This is a genomic window from Micromonospora sp. NPDC005367 (assembly GCF_040606825.1).
GTDB lineage: Bacteria > Actinomycetota > Actinomycetes > Mycobacteriales > Micromonosporaceae > Micromonospora.
In genome coordinates this window covers 118,558-135,734 of sequence record NZ_JBEXFP010000009.1, presented here as the reverse complement: position 1 = coordinate 135,734, position 17,177 = coordinate 118,558, and the positions used below count along the sequence as shown (strand labels likewise).

The window sequence follows — 17,177 nt, the reverse complement described above, 5'->3', positions numbered from 1 at the left end:
GTGGTGCTCGCCGACGACCAGCCGGCGGTCCGGTCCGGGCCGGGCTGAGTCTGATCCTGGCCGCCGCACCGGACATCGCCGTGGTCGGTGCGGCCGGCGACGGCGACGAGGCGGTCCGGCTCTGCCGGGAGCTGCGCCCGGACGTCGCGGTGCTCGACGTACGCATGCCGCGTCGGGACGGCGTGGCGGCGACCCGGGAGATCGTCGCCGAGGGGCTCGCCGACGTGCTGGTGCTCACCACCTTCGACCTCGACGAGTACGTCTTCGGAGCGCTGCGGGCCGGGGCGGCCGGCTTCCTGCTCAAGGACACCGACGCGGCCGGTCTGCTGGCCGCGGTGCGGGCAGAGGCCCGGGGCGAGGGAATGATCGCGCCGGCGGTGACCCGGCGACTGATCCGGGCGTTCGCGTCGTCCGCCCCGGCCGCACCGGCCGTGAGCGGGGCGGTGCTGGGCGCGCTCACCCGGCGGGAGCGCGACGTGCTGGCCTGCCTTGGGCTCGGCCTGTCCAACCAGCAGATCGCGGTGCGCTTGGCGATGGCGGAGAGCACCACCAAGACCCACGTCAGCCGGATCCTGGCCAAGCTGGAGCTGCGCCGCCGGGTGCAGGCGGCCATCCTGGCCCAGGAACTGGAACTGCCCGCTCCGCCACCCGGCTGACGTCCCCGGCCGGTGCCCCACCGACCGTCCGGTGCGTCGTGGCCAAGCCTGCGGCCGCCCGGCGGAGCGAGGCCGGTCAGCGCATGTGTCAGGCTGGTGGGGTGGGGAATCAGCCGGGCGACGGAGACTTGAGCGCGACGCTGCGCCGGATCGAGCGGTCGGCGGGCGCTCTGGCGACGGCGAGCGTGGCCCGGATGGACGAGACGCTGCCCTGGTTCCGCACCCTCCCGGCCGATCAGCGGTCCTGGGTCATGCTGGTCGCCCAGGCCGGCACCCGGTCGCTGGTGCAGTGGCTGCGCTCCGGTGGCGGCGGCGCCGACAGCACCCAGGAGGTCTCCGACGAAGTCTTCGCGGCCGCCCCGCAGGCGCTGGCACGCTCGATCACCCTCCAGCAGACGGTGGCGCTGATCAAGGTGACCATCGACGTCGTCGAGGAGCAGGTGCCGCACCTCGCCGCGGATGGCGAGCAGCAGCAGCTCCGTGACGCGGTGCTGCGGTTCTCGCGGGAGATCGCGTTCGCCGCCGCCCGGGTCTACGCCCGTGCCGCCGAGTCGCGCGGCGCCTGGGACGCCCGGTTGCAGGCGCTGCTGGTGGACGCGCTGCTGCGGGGCGACTCGCCGGACGTACTGGCCAGTCGCGCGGCCGCGTTGGGCTGGGCGGACGCCCCGCCGGTCGCGGTGGCGGTCGGCCGGTCCCCGGGCGGCGAGGTCTCCGCCGTGCTGCACACGGTGTACCGGCAGGCCCGACGGATCGGCGTCGAGGTGATCGGCGGCGTGCACGGTGACCGGCTGGTCGTCGTGCTCGGTGGAGCCGACGATCCGCTGACGGCCACCCAGAAACTGCTCAGCGCGTTCGGTGACGGGCCGGTGGTGGTCGGCCCGCCGGTGCCGAGCCTGGACGCGGCGGCCGAGTCGGCACGGGCCGCGCTGGCCGGCTTCCGTGCGGCTCCGGCCTGGCCGGGGGCTCCCCGGCCGGTGCCCGCCACCGACCTGCTTCCGGAACGCGCGCTCGCCGGGGACGCGGAGGCCCGCCGGCGGCTGCGGCACGACGTGTACGGGGTGCTGATCCGGGCCGGCGGCGAGCTGTTGGAGACGCTGGACGCCTTCATCACCGCGGGCGGTACGTTGGAGAGCGCCGCCCGGGCGCTCTTCGTCCACCCGAACACGGTGCGCTACCGGCTACGCCGGATCGCCGAGGTGACCGGTCTGTCGCCGCTCACCGCGCGAGACGCGTTCGCGCTCCAGGTGGCGCTGGCGGTCGGCCGGCTCGACCCAGTGGTCCCGCCAGTCCCGGCTCAGACATTGGGCCCAGCTGCCGGCAAAACGTCACAGACGGGCGATGACCACCGCCGATCTTTGTAGGATCTCTCCAAAGGTTCTAGTGTGGTTTGGTCGGGGGCGGCACAGCGCTACCCGCGCGTATCCGGAAGAGTCGTAGTCGTGCTCGCTGTACTTTCTCCCGGGCAGGGTTCGCAGAAGCCCGGCTTCCTGACCCCCTGGCTCGACCTGGCCGGCGCTGAGGCGCGGCTGCGTTCGTGGTCCGCTCTCGCCGGGGTCGACCTGGTGCACCTCGGCACCGCCGCGGACGCCGACGAGATCAAGGACACCGCCCGCACCCAGCCGCTGCTGGTCGCCGCCGCGCTGCTCGCCGGCGAGCACCTGCCGATGCACGACGTGACGGTCACCGCCGGGCACAGCGTCGGCGAACTGGGCGCGGCCGCCCTGGCCGGCGTGCTCACCGCCGAGGCCGCGATCACGCTGGCCGGCGTACGCGGCCGCGAGATGGCCGCCGCCTGCGCGCTGGAGCCGACCGGGATGGCCGCCGTGCTGGGCGGTGACCCCGACGAGGTGGTCGCCGCGATCGAGGCGCACGGCCTGTACCCCGCCAACCGCAACGGCACCGGCCAGATCGTCGCCGCCGGCGCGCTGGACAACCTCGACAAGCTCGCCGCCGAGCCGCCGACGAAGGCCCGGATCATCCGCCTCCAGGTGGCCGGCGCCTTCCACACCCCGTACATGGCGCCGGCGGAGAGCGCGCTCGCCGCGGCGGCTGGCGCGATCACGCCGAGCGGTCCGGCCCGCGTCCTGCTGTCGAACTTCGACGGCGCGGCGGTCGACCACGGCGACGAGATGGTGCAGCGCCTGGTCCGCCAGGTCACCGCCCCGGTCCGCTGGGATCTCTGCATGCGTACGCTCGCCGACCTCGGCGTCACCGGCGTGATCGAGCTGCCGCCGGCCGGCACGCTGGCCGGACTGGTCAAGCGGGAGTTCAAGGGCGGCAACGTCCCGGAGATCGTCACCCTGAACACCCCCGACGACCTTCCCGCCGCGCGCGACCTGATCGCCCGCGTCGGCGGAAAGCGGTGAGCGCGAGCAGCGATACGGGGCTGCAGATCCCGCAGTCACGAACGAACGACACCACGGTGAGCGCGAGGAACGAGACGGTCCTGCGGGCCCCGCAGTCGCGAACGAAAGGCATGAACTGATGGCCGGAAGCCGGATCGTCGCCCTGGGGCACTACCAGCCCTCCCGGATCGTCACCAACGACGACCTGGCCCGGATGGTCGACACGAACGACGAGTGGATCCGCGACCGGGTCGGCATCGTCACCCGCCGGATCGCCGGTGACGAGACGGTGGCCGACATGGCCGCTGCCGCCGCCGGCAAGGCACTGGCCAACTCCGGCCTCACCGCCGCCGACATCGACCTGGTCGTGGTCGCCACCTGCACGTCGGTGGACCGCAGCCCCAACGTGGCCTGCCGGGTGGCGGCCAAGCTCGGCATCAACGCGCCCGGGGCGTACGACATCAACACCGCCTGCTCGGGCTTCTCGTACGCGCTGGGCACCGTCGACCACGCGATCCGGGCCGGTGCGGCGCGCAACGCGATCGTCATCGGCGCGGAGAAGCTCTCCGACTTCACCGACTGGACCGACCGCTCGACCTGCATCATCTTCGGCGACGGCGCGGGAGCGGCGGTGGTCACCGCCAGCGGCGAGGACGAGCCCGCCGGGGTCGGTCCGGTGCTCTGGGGCTCGGTGCCCGAGAAGAGCGACGCGGTGCGGATCGAAGGCTGGCGCGCGTACGTGCAGCAGGAGGGCCAGACGGTGTTCCGCTGGGCGACTACCGCGCTCGCCCCGCTGGCCCTGCAGGCCTGCGAGCGGGCCGGGGTGTCCCCGTCCGAGCTGGCCGCGTTCGTGCCGCACCAGGCGAACGCACGGATCATCGACGGCATCGCGAAGCGGCTCGACATCCCCGACGCGATCATCGCGAAGGACATCGTCGAGTCCGGCAACACCTCGGCGGCGAGTGTGCCGCTGGCGCTGTCCAAGCTCGTCGAGCGGCGGGAGATCCCCTCCGGAGCCCCGGTGCTGCTCTTCGGTTTCGGCGGTGGCCTGACCTACGCGGGTCAGGTCGTCCGCTGCCCCTGAGACCCGACTCGACGCGCAGCGTCGAGGCGTACGTCGGCGGCGAAGCCGTTCGACGAGATCAACCCGATGAGAGGAACCAACCGTAATGACCCGTGACGAGATCACCGCCGGCCTCGCCGAGATCCTCGAAGAGGTTGCCGGGGTGAGCCCGGACGACGTGGCCGAGGGGAAGTCGTTCACCGACGACCTGGACGTCGACTCGCTCTCCATGGTGGAGGTCGTCGTGGCGGCCGAGGAGAAGTTCGGCGTCAAGATCCCGGACAACGAGGTGCAGAACCTCAAGACCGTCGGTGACGCGGTCAGCTACATCGAGGCGCAGTCCTGATCATGACTCGCCCCGACGTCGTCGTCACCGGGCTCGGCGCGACGACCCCGCTCGGCGGGGACGTCGCGTCGACCTGGGACGCCATGGTCGCCGGCCGCTCCGGGGTGAGTCCGCTCACCCAGGAGTGGGCGGCGCAACTGCCGGTCCAGATCGCCGCGCAGCTCGCCGTCGAACCTTCGGAGGTGCTGGACCGGGTCCGGCTGCGCCGGCTGGACCGCTCCGAGGCCATCGCCCTCATCGCGGCACAGCAGGCATGGGCGGACGCCGGACTGGCCGACTCCGGGCTGGACTCGGAGCGGCTGGCGGTGAGCTTGGGCTCCGGCATCGGCGGTGCGACCACCCTTCTCGCCCAGGACGACATCCTCGAGGCATCCGGGCCGCGCCGGGTGTCTCCGCACACCGTGCCGATGCTGATGCCGAACGGCCCGGCCGCCTGGGTGGGGATCGAGGTCGGCGCCAAGGCCGGTGTGCACTCGATGGCCAGCGCCTGCGCGACCGGTGCGGAGGCGATCGCGCTCGGCCTGGACATCATCCGGTCCGGCCGGGCCGATGTGGTGGTCGCCGGTGGCACCGAGGCCGTCGTCCACCCGCTGCCGATCGCCGGCTTCGCCTCGATGCGGGCGATGTCGACCCGCAACGACGAGCCGGAGAAGGCCTCCCGGCCGTGGGACAAGGGCCGGGACGGCTTCGTCCTCGGCGAGGGTGCGGGTGTCCTCATCCTGGAGCGGGCCGATCACGCGGCCGCACGCGGGGCCCGCGTGTACGCGCGGGTGGCGGGCGCCGGCATCACCTCCGACGCGTTCGACATCGTGCAGCCGCACAACGAGGGCGAGGGCGCGATCCGGGCGATCTCGAAGGCGATCGCCGACTCGGGTGTCGCAAAACAGGACATCGTGCACGTCAACGCGCACGCCACGTCCACCCCGATCGGCGACATGCTGGAGATCGGTGCGCTGCACAAGGCGCTCGGCGACCACCCGGTGCTCTCCGCGACCAAGTCGATGACCGGGCACCTGCTCGGCGCGGCCGGCGCGCTCGAGTCGATCGCCACCATCCTCGCCATCCGTGACGGCATCGTTCCGCCGACGATCAACCTCGACGACCCGGACGAGGCCCTCACCTTGGACGTGGCCGCTCACAAGGCCCGCAACATGGAAATCCCCGCCGCGCTGAACAACGCGTTCGGCTTCGGTGGGCACAACGTGGCGCTCGTCTTCACGCGGCCCTGAGCACGTCCGGGCGGCGCAGGGTGCACCGCCGTCCCGGTCGGCCGGAGTGTCCACGGCAACATCCCCCGGTAACGACTGACACACGTCGAGGGCCCGCGCTCGTTGAGCGCGGGCCCTTCCGCCTTGTCAGCCCCGGTTGCGCGGGTGTCGCTGCGCCGTCCGCTCGTTGCCGCGGCGGTAGTTGCCGGTCCACCGCGCCATCACCAGTTGCGGGTCGTCGTCGACCTCGGCGAGGAACCTCGCGGCCGACCGCCGCGCAGGGTGACGGCGGCCCGCCCGTGGTGCCGGATCACCACGCTGCCGTCGGCCCGTTCGACGTACCGGAACCCCTGTGCCTCCGCCATGTGGCGAGGGTGTCAGGGCCATCCGGGACGGCGCGACCGGATTCTCCGCCGGTCGGGTTGACTCTCCAGTGGCTGGAGACGGGAGGCTGACCGCTGTGAACGACAGCACCGACCTGTTCGGCATCGGGCAGCTCGCCCGCCGGAGCGGCCTCACCGTGCGGACCATCCGGTTCTGGTCTGACCTGGGGCTGCTGCCGCCGACGGCCCGCTCGGCCGCCGGCTACCGGCGCTACGACGCGGCCGCGGTGGCCCGGCTGGAGCTGCTGAGCAGCCTACGTGAACTGGGCATCGGCCTGGACGACGTACGCCGGATCCTGGACCGGCAGGCGAACGTGCAGGACGTGGCGCGGGCGCACCTGCTGGCGTTGGACGCGGAGATCCGCACGCTGCGGCTGCGCCGGGCGGTGCTGCGGTCGATCACCCGACGTGGCAGCACGACCGAGGAGTTGAAACTCATGAACGACCTGGCCCGCCGATCCGCACGGGAGCGGCAGCAGATCATCGACGACTTCGTCGCCGAGGTGTTCGCCGGCATCGAGGGTCCTCCGGCCGGACTGGCGCAAGCCATGCGGGCACTGCCCGCGGAACTGCCTGACGAGCCCACCGACGAGGAGGTGGACGCCTGGCTGGAGCTGGCCGAACTGGTGGCCGACCCGGAGTTCCGTCGCCGGGTACGCCAGATGGCGGTGGCCGGTACGACCGACGAGCCGGCGCCTCCACCGGAGCCGATGGCGAAACTCGAGTTGGCACGCGCGGCAGTGACCGCCGGAACCGACCCGGCCTCGCCGGAGGGGCAGGCGGTGCTCGACGAGATGGTGAGCGCACCGCTCACCCCGGATCAGCGTCGGGCATTGGCCGACTCCCTCGGCACCTTCACCGACCGGCGCGTGGAGCGGTACTGGCAGCTGATCGGGGTGCTCAACGGCCGGGAGCCGTTCCCGCCCGCCGTCCCGGCGGTGGAGTGGCTGATCGCCGCCCTGCGCGCACAGCATTGACCACTCGATGGGCCGATCTTGGAAGAGATCGGCCCATCGGGGGGCCGCGGTGCCTTCAAGACCTTCGGAGGGACGGACAACCTGGGCGGGTGCCCAGCCCGTGACGAGGCGGGCCGGGCACCCGGGGTCAACGCTCCGGCTCGTCGCGCTTACGCGCACGGGTCAACGACTCGCCGGGACCGCCTCGCGGGCCAGAGTGATCGCGCCGAGCAGTGCCGCGTCGTCGGCGAACCGGGACAGCACCACGTCGGGCCGGTGCGGCAGCACCTCGGCCAGCCGGTCGACGAGCAGCCCCCGGATCAACGTGCTGCCGGCCACCCCGCCAACCAGCACCACCCTCTGCGGGTCGAGCAGCAGGCAGCAGGTAACCAGGTGGCGGGCCAACTCGTCGACCCGGCCGCTGAGCGCGTCCCGGGCCGCTCCGGGCAGTTCGGCAGCGGCGGCCATCCCGGCCGCACCACCGGGCACCCCTAGCTCGTCGGCGAGCCGGTCCAGTGCCCGACCGGAGAAGTCCAGCTCCAGCATGGTGCCCGGCCACGGGCCGCCGGCCACCGCGTACCCGATCTCGCCGGCCGCGCCCCGGTGACCGGCAAGGACCGTCCCGCCGACCGTGACAGCTGCCGCCACGCCGGTGCCGATCCCGACGACCAGTCCAGGGTCGGCGTCCCGGAGCGCGCCGAGCCGCAGCTCGGCCAGGGCGGCGGCGTTCAGATCGTTGTCCACCGCTACCCGGGCCACGGCGAGGGAGTCACGGACCGCGTCGGCCAGCCGCAGCCGTTCCCAGCCGGGCACATTGGGGGCCAGGTCGATGCCGTCGGGACGGACCACGCCAGGCGAGGCCACCCCAGCCGCCACCAGAGGCCCGCCCACCTCGGCCACCAGCGTCCCGGCCAGCCCCAGGGCCCGTTCCAACGCCTGTGAGGCACCGCGCTCGGCGTGTGTGGGGATCCGCCGGTGGGCCAGAAGTCGGCCCTCACCGTCGGCGACGCCGACGGCCATCTTGGTCCCGCCGAAGTCGATTCCGAGCAACAGTTCGTCGGTGCGGGTGCCAAGATCGGCCTGCCCGGCCAGACGTACGCTCACCGGCCGGCCACCTCGGCGGCGACCTTGTCCAGCGCCTCGTCAGCACGGGCGAGCCGGTCACGGACGGCAGTTCGGCGGTCGGCCACCCCGGCGAAGGCGATGCGCAGCTTACCGACCTGGGCGCGGACAGCGGCGGCACCCGGGCCGTCCACCTGCGCTCGGCCGAGCACGAGGTCGGGGTCGACGGCGGCGGCGATCAGATCAGCGACGGCTGCGTCGGTCAGCCGGTCGGTCAGCCCCTCGGCGGCAGCGCGGACACCGTCGGCGGTCCAGGTGCCCGGGGCGCCGGCCCGGACCAGTCGGCCGATCACGGAGTGGGCGGCCCTGAACGGCAGCCCGTGTCGGGTAAGCGCGTCGGCCGCAGCGGTGGTGGTGGCACCGGAGGCGACGATCTCCTCCGGGCTCGGCGGCTTCAGCGGCTCCAGTTCGGCGAGGAAGCCGCCGACCAGGGCGAAGAACCGCGCCGTCCGGTCGTTGCTGTCCCAGAGCCGGACCTGCACGTCGGTGGTGGCGTTGTTGGAGTCCTCCCACCACGCGGCACCGACGTTGTTGAGCACCGAGGCGGCGTCGGCGGCGGCCGCCCCGGCCATCGACACCAGGTGCTCCAGAACCACCGGGTTGCGTTTCTGCGGCATGATGCTGCTGCCCTGGGTGAAGTCGCCGGGCGTGACCACCCAGTTCCAGCTCAGCCAATCCATCAGGGTGCGGGCCAACCGAGCGCCGGTGGCGAGGGCCTGGGCGTTCAGGGTGCCGACCCGGACCAGGTGGTCGGCGCCGGCGACCGCCTCGTACGAGTTGGTGACCAGGCCGTCAAAGCCGAGCAGTTCGGCCACCCGGGCCGGGGCGATGTCCAGGTCGGTGCCGGCGAATGCGCAGGAGCCCAGCGGCGAGACGTTGAGCTGGTCGATCAGATCGGCGTAGGCGACAGCCTCGCCGGCAAGCGCCTCGGCGTACCCGGCGAGGGCGTGCCCCATGGTGGTGGGCTGGGCGGGCCGGCGGTGGGTGTAACCGGTGATCACTACTTCGGCGTACCGGTCGGCGGCGTCCAGCGCCGTCCGTCCGGTGGCCAGGACCCGGTCGAGCACGTCGAGCAACTGGCCGCGCAACAGCATCCGGAACACACCCGCGTCCAGGTCGTTGCGACTGCGGGCCATCTGGACGTCCAGCTCGGACGTGGGGATGCCGCACGCCTCGGCAAGCCGCTTCTCCACCAGGTAGTAGGTGTCCTCGAACGTTCCGTCGAACGCCGGTGGCGGGGCGCTGTCGGCGCGCAGCACGGCCAGCCCGCGCAGCAGGCGCGCACCCCGCTCCGCGGAAACCAGCCCTCGCTCGGTCAACATCACCACGTGCGCCTGGCTGGCACGGACCATCGCTGGGTAGAGGTAGCCGACGTGATGGTCATAGGTGGGTGCCAGGTGGTGCCGCTGGTAGGTGGTCAGCGTGGGTGTGCTCATGGCGTTCCTTACTTCCTTCCAGGCCGGGGCACGGCACGACGCCGCGTCCCGGGTCTCGGCTGGTCAGTCGGTCAGGCCGAGTAGTCGCTCGGCGTTGCCGGCGAAGATCGCGCGGAGGTGGTCGTCGGGCATCCCTATCTCCCGGCAGACACGAAGCTGGTCGTCGAGGTAGCGGCTGACGTAGCCGCGCGGGAACCACGACGAGTCGCTGCCGAAGACGATCCGCTCCGGGCCGATCGTCTCGTAACAACGGCGAAAAAGGTCCTCCAGCGTCAGCCTGTACGGCATCCAACGCACCCATTGGTTGGAGCCGGAGGTGTCGACGTGGATGTTGGGGCAGCCCCAGGCAGCGAAGAAGAGGTCCTGAACGTGCTGGACGCCGAAGTGCGGCACCACCACGTTCAGCTCCGGGAAGCGGCGGGCCATCCGGGCCAGCTCGTTCGGGTTGCCGTACCGACCGGAGGTCAGGCCGCCGGCACTGCCGTAGTGGCCGATGTGGACCAGCACCGGCACGCCGAGTCGCTGCGCTGCGGCCCAGAGCGGATCGAGGTCGGCATGGTCCAACGGGCCGCGCAGCAGCGGGGCGAAGAGCTTGAGACCGCGCAGCCCGCGTTCGGTCACCGCCCGGTCCAACTCGGCGGCGGCCCCAGGGCTGTACGGGTCGTGGTGGGCGAAGCCGAGCAGCAGCTCCGGGTGGCGGTCGACCACGTCGGCGACGGCGTCGTTGCCGCCGCCGGTGACGAAGACGGCACGCCGGACGTTGACCGCGCGCAACTCGTCGGCCCAGCGGTCGGCCTCATCCTGCCAGCGCTCGGCGGGGGGCTCCGGGTCGGGGAAGCTCCACGCCTGTCGCCACTGGCGGGCGTACGGGGCGGAGCCGGCGGCCCGAACGGCCCGCTCGTGCTCCCCGCCTGGATGCATTCCGGCGGCGTGCTCGCAGGCGTGGATCGTCTCGTCGGCGCCGATCCGGAAGTGCAGGTGGAAGTCGACGATGTCGAGTCCGCGGTCCACGGTCATGACGCCTCCCCGGTCGGGTCGCCGGCAGCTGAGACCGGCAGCGGATCAGCGGTCGGCTCGGCAGGCAGCGGAGCGGCCACCCAGGCGGCGACGACTTCCCGCAACCGCTCGCCGGCCAACACGCGTACCTGCTGGCCGGCTTCCTCGGTGGCCAGCGAAACGTGCCCGGACCAGCCCTGCCACGGATCGGGCCGGGACTCGACCAGCACGTACGGGTGGCCGACCGGCAGCTTCGGCTTCGGTGGCAGGTCAGCGGCGGCGGCGAGGCGTACCGCGCCAGGGTCGAAACCGAGCACACCGGAGGTCTCGTAGGCCCCGCCGTGCCCGCGCGAGGTCAGCGGCCCGTACAGCTCCGTGGTCTCGGCCGGGGTGACCAGCTGGAACCAGTTGACCAGCAGCAGGCTGGCGGTCCGCCGGCCGGAGACCCACTCCATGGCGGCCCGGGCGGTGGACATGTTGGCATCGTGGCCGTTGACGATCAGCAGCCGGCCGAAGCCGGCGGCGACGATCCCCTCGATCACGTCGGCGAGGTAGCCGACGGCGATCTCCGGCCGGATCGAGATCGTGCCCGGCCAGGGCCGGGTCTGCCCGGGGCAGGCCGCGTACGGGACGGCCGGAAAGATCACCCCACGCGGCCCGGCCGGACCGGGGGTCGTGCCGGACCGGGAGCCGCCCGATTCGGCGGCGAATCCCTCGGCGAGGATCAGGTCGGTGCCGAGCGGCAGGTGCGGGCCGTGCCACTCGACTGCGCCGACCGGCAGCACCGCGAAGTCCGCAGCCTCGGCCACCGCGGCCAACTCCACGCCGGGGATCCGGGCGGCGGGCATCAGCCCACCATCAGTAGCCCAGGTCAGATCGTCCACTTCGCTGCCTCCCGACTGGCCGGGCGGCCGTTCTGCAGGCGCCCGGAGACCACCATCACCACGAAGATCAGGACCACCTGGAGCATGCCGTAAGCGGCGGCGGTGCCGATCTCGAACGAGTACATCCGGTTGTTGATCTCCACTGAGATGGGTGCGGTCTCCGAGGTGTAGATCAACACCGAGGCGACGAACTCTCCGACGCCGTTGACGAAGGCGAGCAGCGCGCCGGCCAGGACGCCCGGCAGCATCAGCCGCAGGGTGACTGTGCGGAACGCTCGCCACCACGGCGCGCCGAGGTTCCGGGCAGCCTCCTCCAGCGACGGGTCGATCTGGGCGAGGGTCGCCGAGCTGGACCGGAACACCAGTGGCAGGAACCGCACGAAGTACGCCAGCGGCATGATCCAGAAGGTGCCGATCAGCGCCTGCCCGAAGCTGAACGCGTTGCCGGTGCTGAACGCGGAGATCAGGTTGATCGCCACCACCGTGCCGGGCAGTGCCCAGGCCAGCATCACCGCCACGTCAAGCAGGCCTCGGCCACGGAAGTCGAGCCGCCGCACCGCGTACGCGATCAGCACGCCGACCGCCACGCAGCCGACCGTTGCCAGCAGGCTCATCTGCAACGAGTTGAGGATCGGTCGGTACGCGCCCGGCTCAGAGAGGATCGTGACGAAGTTCTGCATGGTGTACTCCGACGGAATCACCTCGGTGGTCCAGGAACCGTCCTTCGAGAACGCAACCAGCGCGATGGTCACGACCGGGGCGAGAAGGACCACGGTGGCCAGCATCGAGGCGACCAGGGCCAGCCACTTGCCGAGCGGGTTGGTGATCTCCCTGCGGTGCGAGGCGACGCCCTTCGACAGGGAGCGGTAGCTGCGACGTCCCTCGTACCAGCGCATGCCGAGCAGGAACAGCACGGAGGCCACCGCGAGCACAGAGGCGTACGTGGATGCCATCGGCAGGTCACCGTTGGTGCGGTTGATGTAGATCTGCATGGTCATCGTCTGGTCCACCCCGAACAGCAGCGGGGCCGTGTACGACGCCAGCGACGTCATGAAGACCAGCAGCGACGCGGAGACCAGCGCCGGGGTGAGCATCGGCAGCAGCACCGTGCGCCACATCCGCACCCGGCCGGCGCCGAGGTTGTAGGCCGCCTCCTCCACCGACGGGTCCATGCCGACCAGGGCTGCCGACGCGGCGAGGTAGAAGAACGGGTACATGGTGAAGGTGTGCACCACCAGCACCCCGGCGATGCCGCTGAACGGCAGCACCGGGTTCTCGGTGCCGAAGAGATGCTGGAGGCCGCGCGGCAGGATACCGGTCTCGCTGTAGAGCAACTGAAACGAGATCGCCCCGATCAGTGGCGGCAACGCCGCTGGCACCAGGATGATCGCCTCGATCAACCGGCGGCCTGGGAACGAGAACCGTTTGAGCAGGAAGGCCATCGTCACGCCGACGATGCCGCAGAGCAGCACGCTGGCCACAGAAATCATCAGCGAGGTGAGCAGCGACGAGCGGGCCACCCCGTCGCCGCTCAGGAACTCGGTGTAGTTCGCTACCCCGTCGACTCCGACGCTCTCGGCGAAGGTAGCGAACATGGGCTGCACGACGTAGCCGAACAGGACCAGCGCCAGCGGGAACACCAGCACGTACGGAAACCAGGGCGAGCTGGCGTTCAGGCCCCGCCGCCGCTGACGCGGGGCCGCCGGCGGCGTCGGATCACCGGTGACCGCCGGGACGGTCGCCGCATTGGGGGTGGCGGGGATGGTGCTCACGGACGCACCACCCACATCCGCTCCCGATTCAGCCGCAGCCCGACCTGGTCGCCGACGGCGATCCCGGCCGGCACGTCGATGGCAGCGGCCTGCACCTGCTCACCGCCGGTGTCGATGATGAGATTGGTCGCCATGCCAGTGAACTCCAGTTCAGTCACCCGGCCTACCAGCGCCCCCGGGGTGGTGCTGGCGGTGAGGCTCAGGTGTTCGGGCCGGACGGAGACAAGCGCGGTCTCCCCCTGGCGCAGACCGTGGTCGGCCGGGGCGGCGACGACGATCTCGCCGCTGCCGGGCAGCCCCACGGTGACGCTCTCGGCATCGGCGGCGATCACCGGCAGACTGAGCACATTGCTGCGGCCGATGAACCGGGCCACGAAGGCGGTCGCCGGCCGGTGGTAAATCTCCTGTGGGGCACCGATCTGCCGCACCCGGCCGGACTCCATGACGGCGATCCGGTCGGACATCGCCATCGCCTCGGCCTGGTCGTGGGTGACGTAGATGGCGGTGGTGCCGGCTGCCTGCTGGATCCGGCGGATCTCCACCCGGGTTTCCTCACGCAGCTTGGCGTCGAGGTTGGACAGCGGCTCGTCGAGTAGCAGGGTACGCGGCCGGATGACCAACGCCCGAGCCAGCGCCACCCGCTGCTGCTGGCCGCCGGAGAGCTGATCGATGCGGCGGTCGCCGTAGCCGGCGAGGTGGACCTGGCCGAGCGCCTCGTCGACTCGACGCCTGGACTCGATTCGACCCACCTTGCGGATCTTCAGCCCGTAGGCGACGTTCTGGGCGACGCTCATGTGCGGGAAGAGCGCGTAGTTCTGGAACACCATGCCGGTGTCGCGCTTGTTCGGCGGTCGGTGGGTGACGTCCTCCTGGCCGAACCGAATCCGCCCCAAGGTGGGGAAGTAGAACCCGGCCACCATCCGCAGGGTGGTGGTCTTGCCGCAGCCACTCGGGCCGAGCAGAGTGAAGAACTCTCCGGCGGCGATACTGATGTCGACGTTGTCGACCGCCGCGGAGTCGCCGGCGCGCGGGAAACGCTTACTCACCGACTCCAGCGTGACATCGATCATGATGTCCTCTCCTTCATGCGGTACCGGACCTGGCCGGGTCGCCCGGTGGGTCGGGACCCACGGGCCCGGGGGTGCGGGTGGCGGTGTCCGGTCGGGCTGTCGCCTCGCGGCGGGCCGGGGCAGAGGGTCTCCGCCCCGGCCCGCCTGTGGTCAGCCCTTGTTCTTGATCTGGCTGTTCCAGTGGTTGATCCACTCGGTCTCGTTCTTGCCGATCACGTCCCAGTCGACGTCGAGCGGCTTGAGGCCGAGCTGCGCGAGCCAGTCCGGCTTCTCGGCGATGTCCACGGCCGGGATCTGGAAGTAGTCCTTGGCCAAGTCGGCGCGGAGCGAGTCGTCGAAGAGGAACTCGATGAACTTCTGCGCTCCGGCGCTGTTCCCGCCCTTGACCGCGGCAAGCCCGTCGACCAGGACCGGGGCACCGGAGGCCGGCATCACGTACCCGAAGGGCATGTTGGCCTGGTTGGCCTGGAGCAGGATGTCCTGCAGGTTCCAGGCGCTGAGGATCCCCTGCTGGCGGGACATCTTCAGGTAGAGGTCAGTCGGGTTGGCCGCGTACGCGTCGGTGTTCGCGTCCAGCTTCTTCAGCCAGTCGTACCCGGGCTGCGGGTTGCTCCCGTCCGGCGACTGCCGCTGAATCATCGAGGCGTAGATCGACCGCATCGTGCCGGAGGCTGCCACGTCCCGGATGATGATCTTGTCTTTCCACTCCGGCTTCAGCAGATCGTCCCAGTCCTTCGGGGCCTGCTCCGGGGTGAGCGCCTTGTTGTTGTACATGATGACTTCGGGCAGCAGGATCTCGCCGAACCAGCGGCCCTCAGGATCCTTGTAGTGGGCATCCATCTTGCCGGCGAACGTGGGCTGCCACCCCGTGAGCAGGTCCTCGGCAGCCCCGGCCGCCAGCCCCTGCTGGGTGCCACCCCACCAGACGTCGGCCTGTGGGTTGGCCTTCTCGGCCCGGACCCGCTCCAGGATCTCCTGGGCGCCCAGGTTGAGGATCTCCACCTTCCCCTTGTACTCGGGGTACTTGGCGGTGAACTTGTCCACGACGAAGGTGGAGACCTTCTTGTCGCGGGCGGTGTAGATCGTCAGCTTCTCCGTGTCACCGGCGGCGTCGCCCGAGCCGCCGCTGCAGGCGGTGCCGGCGGCGAGGACGGCGGCGAGCGCTCCGGTGAGGAAGAGTCGACGTCTCATGGGATACCTCCGAGGGGGTGTGGGAGAACTGCGTTGTTCTTCGACGGAAGGTCAGGGGGCCGGCAGCAGGGTGGACAGCCCTGCGGCGGCGGCGGAGAGGGCGTAACTGACCGCGCCGTGCAGCACCGCCCGGTCGCCGAGCACGGCCCGGCGGACCTCAGTCGCGCTCGGTGCCGCGGCGCCGACCATGCTCTGGAGTCGGTCGACAGCGGCGTCATCCAGTTCGGCCGCAGCGCCGCTGAGCAGCACTCGGCCGGGGTCGATCACGCAGACGCAGGAGACGATCAGGCGGGACCAGGCTTGCAACAACTCGTCCAGGTAGCCGCTGGCACGCTCGTCGGTGGCGGCGAGGTCGACCAGCGCTCGCACGGCTGAGTCGGGGCGGCGGCCGGGAGCCAGCGCGACTACCCGCTCGGCGATCGCGTTCTCCGACCAGCGCGCCTCGAACGGGCCGATCCCGTCGTGGCCCCGGTCGGCCGGGTCGAGCGGCAGGAAGCCGACCTCGCCGGCCGCCCCACGGGCACCCCGGCGGACTTGGCCGTCAAGCACCAGGCCAGCGCCGATGCCGTCGGCTACGTGCAACAGGAGCAGGTCGGCGACGTCCGCGCCGGCCCCGGCGGCATGCTCGCCGGCCGCCATCAGGTTGACGTCGTTGTCCACTACGACCGGCACACCAAGCCGCCGCTGGACGGACTCTCCTATCGGCCGGGCCTCGACCAGGCCGACCGAGGGAGCGAGACGGACCGCGCCGCCGGAGATGACACCGGGCGCGGCGATGGCGACTCCGCGTAGCGCCGGCAGTCCGTCCCCGGCCAACTCCGGCACGGACCGGCAGATGGTGTCGACGATCTCGCCGGTGAGCCGCACCACGCGGTGCGCGACCACCGCGCCGTCGCTGTCGGCGATCTCGCAGCTGATCCGGGTGGGTTCCAACGCGACGGCGGCAACCAGTTCGGCGCGGGGGTTGAACTCCAGCATCGCCCGTGGTCGGCCAGCCCGGGAGGCACCCGGCCCACGCTCGATGAGGTACCCCTCGGCGATCAGGTCGCGCACGAGCGGGGTGAGCGTGGCAGGGCTCAGGCCGGTCAGCTCGGTCAGCTCGGCGCGGGAGAGTACCCGCACCTGGCGGGCCGCAGAGATCACGGACAAGCGCTTGATCTCTTTCGCCCGCTCCCGGCTCACCGGGCTCGTTGGTGGCGTCACCACGTCCATCACACTTCCTTCCTACGGCGAACGAATTATTGAGTCAAGTAACGAATGCGTCTCGGCGCGCTGACGGCAGAAACCAGGACGACAGGAATGCCCAAAAGGGGTCGAGAACGGACGGGGTGGGCGGCTCGATAAGTACGGAAACACCCTCCCGTGGACGGAGATTGTTTCTTCTGAGAAGAAATGCCGGCAAGGCATTCGCTTGCCGGCCTTGCCACCTGGCGTCAGCGAGCAAGGCCTTCCAGTGTGTACGGACATCCGTGCCGCCATTGCACCGCGGACGCGAGGCCCACCGGCCCGCCGTCCGATTACGACCCCGCGACGAAGGCCGCGTCCGTCGATGATGGCCACTGCCCGTTCCGACATCGGCACCGGGACGAAGAACCGGCAGGCCGCGACCCCGCAGGACGTTCCGGCGACTGGCCGGATCGCCTGCACTCCGATGCTGAAGGTGTTCGTGCAGGTCAGCGGTTACTTGCTCGGCAGACGATCACGACCGCCGTACTACCCGAGCCGGAGTACGCGGGACTGCTGCCGACC

Annotated in this window: 15 protein-coding genes and 1 pseudogene; 7 read left to right on the top strand and 9 right to left on the bottom strand. The window is 71.4% G+C overall.

Annotated features, from left to right (window positions below):
* The first annotated feature begins 80 nt into the window (after positions 1 to 80).
* The 6 genes and pseudogenes from ABZS42_RS09530 to fabF all read left to right on the top strand — a co-directional run bounded on the left by ABZS42_RS09530 (position 81) and on the right by fabF (position 5,639).
* On the top strand, positions 81 to 656 hold the full coding sequence (locus tag ABZS42_RS09530) for a response regulator transcription factor (protein ID WP_355143482.1): 576 nt from the start codon (positions 81 to 83) through the stop codon (positions 654 to 656).
* A gap of 83 nt (positions 657 to 739) precedes the next feature.
* A complete protein-coding gene (locus ABZS42_RS09525) occupies positions 740 to 2,017 on the top strand; it encodes a helix-turn-helix domain-containing protein (RefSeq protein ID WP_355143517.1) in 1,278 nt (425 codons plus the stop codon).
* Between the two features lie 78 nt (positions 2,018 to 2,095).
* Positions 2,096 to 3,004: pseudogene (locus tag ABZS42_RS09520) on the top strand (ACP S-malonyltransferase); the annotation flags it as partial.
* 136 nt (positions 3,005 to 3,140) lie between these two features.
* Complete coding sequence (locus ABZS42_RS09515) at positions 3,141 to 4,085, top strand: beta-ketoacyl-ACP synthase III (protein ID WP_355143481.1); 945 nt, start codon at positions 3,141 to 3,143, stop codon at positions 4,083 to 4,085.
* 85 nt (positions 4,086 to 4,170) lie between these two features.
* On the top strand, positions 4,171 to 4,410 hold the full coding sequence (locus ABZS42_RS09510; protein ID WP_013735281.1) for an acyl carrier protein: 240 nt from the start codon (positions 4,171 to 4,173) through the stop codon (positions 4,408 to 4,410).
* Between the two features lie 2 nt (positions 4,411 to 4,412).
* Positions 4,413 to 5,639 (top strand): beta-ketoacyl-ACP synthase II, encoded by a 1,227-nt coding sequence (gene fabF / locus ABZS42_RS09505; protein WP_355143480.1) that lies wholly within the window; start codon positions 4,413 to 4,415, stop codon positions 5,637 to 5,639.
* Positions 5,640 to 5,839: 200 nt separating this feature from the next.
* Here fabF and ABZS42_RS09500 read toward each other — a convergent pair whose 3' ends face one another.
* A complete protein-coding gene (locus tag ABZS42_RS09500; protein ID WP_355143479.1) occupies positions 5,840 to 5,983 on the bottom strand; it encodes a hypothetical protein in 144 nt (47 codons plus the stop codon).
* 95 nt (positions 5,984 to 6,078) lie between these two features.
* On the opposite strand from ABZS42_RS09500, the gene ABZS42_RS09495 reads away from it, so the two are divergent.
* Positions 6,079 to 6,978, top strand: a complete 900-nt coding sequence (locus ABZS42_RS09495; RefSeq protein ID WP_355143478.1) for a MerR family transcriptional regulator — start codon at positions 6,079 to 6,081, stop codon at positions 6,976 to 6,978.
* Between the two features lie 162 nt (positions 6,979 to 7,140).
* Here the strand turns inward: ABZS42_RS09495 and ABZS42_RS09490 are convergent, their stop codons facing one another.
* From ABZS42_RS09490 to ABZS42_RS09455, 8 genes are all read right to left on the bottom strand, one after another.
* Entirely contained in the window at positions 7,141 to 8,061 is a 921-nt protein-coding gene (locus ABZS42_RS09490) for an ROK family protein (protein WP_355143477.1), read from the bottom strand.
* Entirely contained in the window at positions 8,058 to 9,515 is a 1,458-nt protein-coding gene (locus ABZS42_RS09485; RefSeq protein WP_355143476.1) for a lyase family protein, read from the bottom strand. Before ABZS42_RS09485 ends, ABZS42_RS09490 begins: the two co-directional genes overlap by 4 nt.
* A gap of 63 nt (positions 9,516 to 9,578) precedes the next feature.
* On the bottom strand, positions 9,579 to 10,532 hold the full coding sequence (locus ABZS42_RS09480; protein WP_355143475.1) for an amidohydrolase family protein: 954 nt from the start codon (positions 10,530 to 10,532) through the stop codon (positions 9,579 to 9,581).
* Positions 10,529 to 11,395, bottom strand: coding sequence for a creatininase family protein (locus ABZS42_RS09475; protein ID WP_355143474.1), 867 nt, complete (start codon positions 11,393 to 11,395; stop codon positions 10,529 to 10,531). Before ABZS42_RS09475 ends, ABZS42_RS09480 begins: the two co-directional genes overlap by 4 nt.
* Positions 11,383 to 13,167: an iron ABC transporter permease gene (locus ABZS42_RS09470; RefSeq protein WP_355143473.1), complete on the bottom strand. Its 1,785-nt coding sequence runs from the start codon at positions 13,165 to 13,167 to the stop codon at positions 11,383 to 11,385. Before ABZS42_RS09470 ends, ABZS42_RS09475 begins: the two co-directional genes overlap by 13 nt.
* Positions 13,164 to 14,237, bottom strand: a complete 1,074-nt coding sequence (locus tag ABZS42_RS09465; protein ID WP_355143472.1) for an ABC transporter ATP-binding protein — start codon at positions 14,235 to 14,237, stop codon at positions 13,164 to 13,166. The genes ABZS42_RS09470 and ABZS42_RS09465 overlap by 4 nt, the downstream gene beginning before the upstream one ends.
* 150 nt (positions 14,238 to 14,387) lie before the next feature.
* A complete protein-coding gene (locus ABZS42_RS09460; RefSeq protein ID WP_355143471.1) occupies positions 14,388 to 15,428 on the bottom strand; it encodes an extracellular solute-binding protein in 1,041 nt (346 codons plus the stop codon).
* A 51-nt stretch (positions 15,429 to 15,479) separates the two neighbouring features.
* Positions 15,480 to 16,640 carry an ROK family protein gene (locus ABZS42_RS09455; RefSeq protein WP_355143470.1) on the bottom strand — a complete coding sequence of 387 codons (1,161 nt, stop codon included), beginning with the start codon at positions 16,638 to 16,640 and terminating at the stop codon, positions 15,480 to 15,482.
* Between the last annotated feature and the right edge of the window lie 537 nt (positions 16,641 to 17,177).